Raw genomic sequence first — 6482 nt, 5'->3', positions numbered from 1 at the left:
TGCATGCGCACGGCGGCGCGCGCGGGTGCGGCGGCGTCGGCGTGCCGGCCGGCGCGGGTCAGTTGCCGGGCCTTCTCGGTGAGCATCTCGGCCCGGGTGGCCTCGGCCTCGTCGGACTCCTGGACCGCGTTGCCCGGACCCGAAGCCTCCCAGCCGCCGAAATCGCCGGAACCGCCCGAGCCCCCCGCGATTCCGGAACCCGCCGAACTTCCCGGGGTTGCGGAACTCCCCGAACCCCTCGAACCATCGGTATTCCCCCGGGTTCCCGAGCCTTGCGGCGACGAGGATTCCGGATCGGCCGGATTCAGCCCGTCGCGTCGGCGCGTCGGGTCGAAGGCGCTCTCGGCCGAGGCCGGTGACGCGGGCACGGCGCGGCCGGCGCACGGCGACTCCTGCTCGCGCCGGCGCCGGTATTCCTCCAGATGACGCTCATGTCGTCGCAGCCACCCGAATCGCACCGGCTCCACCTCGCCTCTGGCTCACCCCAACCCGCGCGTGACGCTATCGCGCGAAGTGGGCCGCCGGTGCGGAATGGGTCGGGAACAAGCCGGCCGACCGGTGCGAACAGCACGATTCGACCGGTGTCGACGGTGGTCGGACCGGTTCTGGTCGCTCGTGTTCGCTCGTGCGCGCGCCCTTGCGTGTTCGCCGCGGTCGTGCGGGAATCCGCGGTCAGCGCCGCTCCGGCATCGGTGGGATGCGGCTGGTCATCCGCTCGGTGCCCTTGATCCAGTTGCCGCGCAGCGCCTCGGTGGCTCCCGGGATGTCGCCGACCACGAGCCGCTCGGCGATCCGGCAGTGCTCCTCGGCCTCGCGCTCCAAGAGGGTGTGCTCGCCCGCGATGAGGTGCGTATAGCGGCGCATGCCCGCCTTGACGCTGGTGACGAGATCGAGCAGCCGCTCGTTGGGGCACCGGCTGAGCAGCAGGTCGTGCCACTGGTCGTCATGCCAGTCTATGTCCTGCTTTTCAGCGATCTGATCGGGGAAATCGCGGGCCAGACGCAGCAGTTCGTGGGCGAGTTCGCGCAGGTCGTCGGGGTCGGAGATCTCCAGGGCGAGCGACTCCAGGCTCGCGACGATCTCGCACAGCTCCCGAAACTCCTTGCTGCTGACCGGCGCGAACCGGAAACCGCGCCCCTGGTTGCTCTCCAGGACGCCTTCGCCGGCGAGGGTGATCAGGGCTTCCCGCAGGGGTGTGCGACTGACTCCCAGCTGGGCGGCGAGGGCGACCTCGTTGATGTCCTTCCCGGACGCGAACTCGCCGCTGTCGAGCCGTACGAGCAGTTCCTCGCGGATCTGTTCCCGTAGCGGTCTGCGCTGGATGGCCATGGCTTGGTAACTCCTCGTGTTCGTCGTCGTCGGTAAGTAGTGCTTGACATGACCTACGCCACACACATTGAATTATGAATACAGAATACACCCGGAGGAGGCCCGGATGCAGTTGACACGGATACCCGGGCTCCTGTTCGGCGGCGACTACAACCCCGAACAGTGGCCCGAAGAAGTCTGGGCCCAAGACGCGAAACTGATGGCCGAGGCCGGCGTGAACATCGCGACCGTCGCGGTGTTCTCGTGGTCCCGCCTGGAACCGCGCCCCGGCGCGTACGACTTCGGCTGGCTCGACCGCGTGCTGGACCTGCTGCACGAGCACGGCATCGCCGCCGACCTGGCCACCGCGACCGCGACCCCGCCGCCGTGGCTGATCCGCGAGCACCCGCACGTGCGACCCGTCGACGCGAACGGCACGCTGCTCGACTTCGGGTCGCGCCAGGGCTATTGCCCGAGCTCGCCGGTCTTTCGCGCCGCGACCGCCCGCCTGGCCCGGGTGATGGCGCAGCGTTACGGGCAGCACCCGGCGCTGGCGATGTGGCACATCTCCAACGAGTACGCCGACCACACCCTCGAATGCTTCTGCGACGAGTCGGCCCGACACTTTCGGACCTGGCTCGCCGACCGATACGCCTCGATCGACGGCCTCGACGCCGCGTGGGGCACGTCCTGTTGGGGCCAGCACTACACCGCGTTCGATCAGGTCAATCCGCCCCGCAAGGCGCCGGGCCCGATCAATCCCACGCAACTGCTCGACTGGCGACGGTTTTGCAGCGACGCCCTCCTGGAGTGCTTCGAGGTCGAGCGGGCGATCCTGCGCGAGGTCACCCCGGACGTCCCGGTGACCACCAACTTCATGAGCATCCTGCCCGGCCTGGACTACTGGAAGTGGGCCGCCGCCGAGGACCTCGTCAGCGACGACGCCTATCCCGACCCCGCCGACCCCACGTCCCACGTGGGCGCCGCGCTGAGCTACGACCTGATGCGCTCGCTCAAGGACCGCCCCTGGCTGCTCCTGGAGCAGGCCCCGAGCGCGGTGAGCTGGCGGGCGGTGAACGTGCCCAAACCCGCGGGCATGATGCGGCTGCACAGCCTCCAGGCCCTCGCGCACGGCGCCGACGGAGTGATGTTCTTCCAGTGGCGCCAGGCGGTGTACGGACCGGAGAAGTTCCACTCGGCGCTCCTTCCGCACGCAGGGGTCCGCAGCCGGGGTTGGCAGGACACGCTACGCCTGGGCAAGGACCTGGAAAAGCTCGCGGAGATCGCCGGCACCCGCACCGCGGCAGATGTCGCGTTGGTCCTGGACTGGGACTCCTGGTGGGGCCTGGCGGCCCCCGAGTCGATGCCCTCGGCGCGCCTGGACCTCAAGGACCTGCTCGCCGCGTGGTACGCGCCGCTGCACGCCCGCGGTATCGCGGTCGACCTGGTCTCACCCGACCACGACCTCACCGGCCGACGGCTCGTCATCGCGCCCAACCTCTACCTGTGCACCGCCGAACAGGCCGCCCGACTGGCCGCGTTCGACGGCCACCTGATCGTCGGACCGTTCAGCGGCGTGGTCGACACCGCCGACCACGTGCACCCCGGCGGCGCACCCGGACCGCTGCGCGAACTGCTCGGGGTGAGCGTCGACGAGTTCCGGCCGATCCCCGACGGCGCGACCGAGACGGTACGGCACGCCGACGCGAGCACGTCGACCGTGCGCCGCTGGACCGAGTGGCTCGCGGTCGACGACGCGAGCGTGCTCGCCCGCTACCGGGGCGGCGACCTCGACGGGCAGGCCGCGATCACCCGCCGCGGCCGAGTCACCTACCTCGGCTGCCTGCTCGACGACGTCTCGCCGGTGCTGTCCGACGTGCTGACCCGGGCCGGCGTACACCCCGTCGCCGACGTCCCCCCGGGCGTCGAGGCCTGTCGGCGCGACGGCGCCGACGCCCACTACCTGTTCCTGCTCAATCACGGCACGACCGCGGCCTCGGTGACCCTGCGCGAACCCGGACGAGACCTGCTGACCGGCCGCGACCTGCGCGACCGCGTCGAGATCGGCCCCAGGGACGCCGTCGTGCTGAGGATCGCTCAAGAGGGAGAGAAGTGACCCACCCCTATATACCGAACGCCGAACCACGCGTGCGGGCCGAGATGTTGGCCGCGATCGGCGCGGCCTCCGTCGAGGAGTTCTACGCCGACATCCCGGCCGCGCTGCGCCTGGACCGGCCGCTCGACCTGCCGGCGCCGATGGGCTCGGAGTACGAACTCGTCCGGCACATGCGCGCCCTGCTGGAGCGCAACACCGACACCACCGCCGTGCTGAGCTTCCTCGGCGGCGGCTGCTACCCGCACCACGTGCCGGCGGTGTGCGACGAGGTCAACTCGCGCAGCGAGTTCCTCACCGCCTACGCGGGCGAGCCGTACGAGGACCACGGCCGATTCCAGGCGCTGTTCGAGTACGTCAGCATGATGGGCGAACTCCTGGAGATGGACGTCGTCAACGTCCCCACCTACGACGGCTTCCAGGCCGCCGGCACCGCGCTGCGGATGGCCGCCCGCTACACCGGCCGCACGACCGTCGCGATCACCGCCGCGATCGGCGCCGACAAGCTGAGCAAACTGCGCGACTTCCTCGCCCCCGACATCACGATCGTCTCGATCCCCGTCACCGAGCGCGGCGAGGCCGCCGAGTTCACCGTCGACGACACCGTCGCGGCCGTCTACCTCGAAAGCCCCAACGTCTACGGCGTGGTCGAGCCCCGAGTCGGCGAGATCGCCGAACTCGCTCATGCGGCAGGCGCGTTGCTCGTGGTGAGCGCCGACCCGATCTCGCTCGGCGTGCTCGCCCCGCCCGCCACCCTCGGCGCCGACATCGTCTGCGGCGACATCCAGTCGCTCGGCATGCACCAAAGCCACGGCGGCGGTCAGGGCGGCTACATCGCCACCCACGACGACGAACGACTGATCGCCGAATACCCCTCCCGGCTGTTCGGCATCGCGCCCACAGCGGTGCCCGGCGAGTACGGCTTCGGCGACGTCTCCTACGGCCGAACCTCCTTCGCGTTGCGCGAGGAGGGCAAGGAGTGGGTGGGCACCGCCGCGGCCCTGTGGGGGATCACCGCCGGCGTCTACCTCGCGCTGATGGGCCCGCAGGGCATGCGCGAGATCGGCGAGACCGTCCTGGCCCGCACGCGCTACGCGATGGACACCCTCGCCGCCGTGCCCGGCGTACGCGTCCTGCACGCCGACGCGGTGCACTTTCGCGAGTTCGCGATCGAGGTCGCCGACGCCGACGCGCTGCTCGACGCGCTGCGCGCGCGAGGCATCTACGGCGGCATCCGACTCGACGCCACGACCGTGCTGGTGTGCGTGACCGAGCGGCACACCAAACAGGACATCGACACACTGGCGCGAGCCGTACAGGAGGCACCGACCCGATGAGTGCCGCAGGAGAATCGTTCGCGAAGCTGCCGATCGCACCGAAGCCGGCGCTGCGCCGCTTCCACCAGGCGCGCTGGGACGAACCGATCGTCTTCGAGCTGTCCCAGCCGGGCCGCCGGGGGATCACCGTGCCCGCCGCGGGGGTCGCGCCCGTCGAGTTGCCCGAGGGCCTGCGCCGCAAGACGCCGCCCGCGCTGCCCGAGCTGTCCCAGCCGCACGTGGTCCGGCACTGGTTCCGCCTGTCGCAGGAAAGCCTGGGCGCCGACTTCAACATCGACGTCGGCCAGGGCACGTGCACGATCAAGTACAGCCCCAAGGTCAACGACACGTTCGTGTCCGACCCCAAGGTGGCCGAACTGCACCCGGCCCAGCACGAGGACACCGTGCAGGGCGTGTTGGAGATCTACTGGCGCCTGGAGCAGATGCTCAAGGAGATCTCCGGCATGGACCGGGTCAGCCTGCAACCGGGCTCCGGATCGGCCGCGATCTACGCCAACATCGCGATGATCCGCGCCTATCACGCGGCCAACGGCGAGGCCGAACAACGCGATCAGGTCATCACCACGATGTTCTCGCACCCCTCCGACGCGGCGTGCGCCAAGACCGCCGGCTACGACGTGATCACGTTGCTGCCCGACGCCGAGGGCTACCCCGACTTCGAGGCGCTCAAGGCCGCCGTGGGGCCCCGCACCGCCGCCCTGGTGATCACCAACCCGGAGGACACCGGGATCTTCAACCCGCGGATCGCCGAGTTCGTCGAACTCGTGCACTCGGTGGGCGGACTGGCCTGCTACGACCAGGCCAACGCCAACGGCATCCTGGGCATCACCCGGGCCGCGGACGCCGGCTTCGACCTGTGCCACTTCAACCTGCACAAGACCTTCTCCACCCCGCACGCGTGCGGGGGACCCGCGGCGGGCGCGTGCGGCGTGGTGGAGCGGCTCGTGCCGTTCCTGCCGGGCCCCACCGTCGAGACCGACGGCGAGCGCTTCTTCCTCGACGCAGACCGGCCGCGATCGGTCGGCAAGATCCGGCCCTTCCTGGGCGTGACACCCAACGTCGTACGCGCCTACGCCTGGATCATGGCGCTCGGCGGGCAGGGCCTGCGCGAGGTCGCCGAGACCGCCGTGCTCAACAACAACTACCTGATGCACAAGGTGCGACAAATCCCCGGCGCGTCGGTGCGCTGGGACAAGCGCCGGGTCGAGCAGGTGCGCTACTCGTGGGCCGAACTGTTCGAGGACACCGGCGTGCACACGGAGGAGATCGGGGTGCGCGCCGCCGACTTCGGCGTGCACTACTGGACCAGCCACCACCCGTACGTGGTCGCCGAGCCGTTCACCCTGGAGCCGACCGAGTCGTTCTCGCGCGAGGACCTCGACGAGTACGCGGCGATCCTCGCCCACGTCGCCGACGAGGCGCGCCGGGACCCGGAGTTCGTCAAGGGCGCGCCCTACAACCAGACCATCCACAAGATCGATCCCACCGCGCTGGACGACCCGCGGCAGTGGGCCCCCACGTGGCGCGCCTACGTCCGCAAGCACCTGTCGTGAGAGTCGGCCTCGTGGTCAACCCGATCGCCGGGATCGGTGGCAGCGCCGGACTCAAGGGCAGCGACGGCGCCGCGGTGCAGCGCGAGGCGCTGGCCAGGGGTGCGCGGTCGCGCTCCGGGGAGCGGGCGGCGGCAGCGGTGCGCGCGCTGCTCGCGGGCCGGCCCGACGCGA

At 70.6% G+C, this 6482-nt stretch carries 4 protein-coding genes and 1 pseudogene; 3 read left to right on the top strand and 2 right to left on the bottom strand.

Annotation, left to right across the window (positions count from 1 at the left end; translation table 11 throughout):
• Together GT354_RS19995 and GT354_RS19990 are read right to left on the bottom strand one after the other, a co-directional pair.
• A pseudogene (locus GT354_RS19995) lies at window positions 1-458 on the bottom strand (hypothetical protein); the annotation flags it as partial.
• Between the two features lie 214 nt (window positions 459-672).
• The gene (locus GT354_RS19990; RefSeq protein WP_161357665.1) at window positions 673-1329 is read right to left on the bottom strand and encodes a GntR family transcriptional regulator; all 657 of its coding nucleotides are present in this window, start codon (window positions 1327-1329) and stop codon (window positions 673-675) included.
• A gap of 106 nt (window positions 1330-1435) precedes the next feature.
• Between GT354_RS19990 and GT354_RS19985 the strand changes: the two genes are divergently transcribed.
• Genes GT354_RS19985 through gcvPB form a run of 3 tightly spaced genes read left to right on the top strand, consistent with a single transcriptional unit; the run spans window position 1436 to window position 6311 of the window.
• Entirely contained in the window at window positions 1436-3424 is a 1989-nt protein-coding gene (locus GT354_RS19985; protein WP_161357664.1) for a beta-galactosidase, read from the top strand.
• Window positions 3421-4758 carry an aminomethyl-transferring glycine dehydrogenase subunit GcvPA gene (gene gcvPA / locus GT354_RS19980; protein ID WP_161357663.1) on the top strand — a complete coding sequence of 446 codons (1338 nt, stop codon included), beginning with the start codon at window positions 3421-3423 and terminating at the stop codon, window positions 4756-4758. Before GT354_RS19985 ends, gcvPA begins: the two co-directional genes overlap by 4 nt.
• Complete coding sequence (gcvPB, locus tag GT354_RS19975) at window positions 4755-6311, top strand: aminomethyl-transferring glycine dehydrogenase subunit GcvPB (RefSeq protein WP_161357662.1); 1557 nt, start codon at window positions 4755-4757, stop codon at window positions 6309-6311. Before gcvPA ends, gcvPB begins: the two co-directional genes overlap by 4 nt.
• Window positions 6312-6482: the final 171 nt, after the last annotated feature.

It is taken from the genome of Streptomyces sp. SID3343 (assembly GCF_009865215.1).
Taxonomy (GTDB): domain Bacteria; phylum Actinomycetota; class Actinomycetes; order Streptomycetales; family Streptomycetaceae; genus Embleya.
Note: the sequence above shows the minus strand (reverse complement) of the source record. Positions and strands in the feature narration are given on the sequence as shown.

Coding starts and splice junctions, on each gene's coding strand:
- GT354_RS19990 (WP_161357665.1), bottom strand. CDS start 1,329: ATGGCCATCCAGCGCAGACCGCTACGGGAACAGATCCGCGAGGAACTG.
- GT354_RS19985 (WP_161357664.1), top strand. CDS start 1,436: ATGCAGTTGACACGGATACCCGGGCTCCTGTTCGGCGGCGACTACAAC.
- gcvPB (WP_161357662.1), top strand. CDS start 4,755: ATGAGTGCCGCAGGAGAATCGTTCGCGAAGCTGCCGATCGCACCGAAG.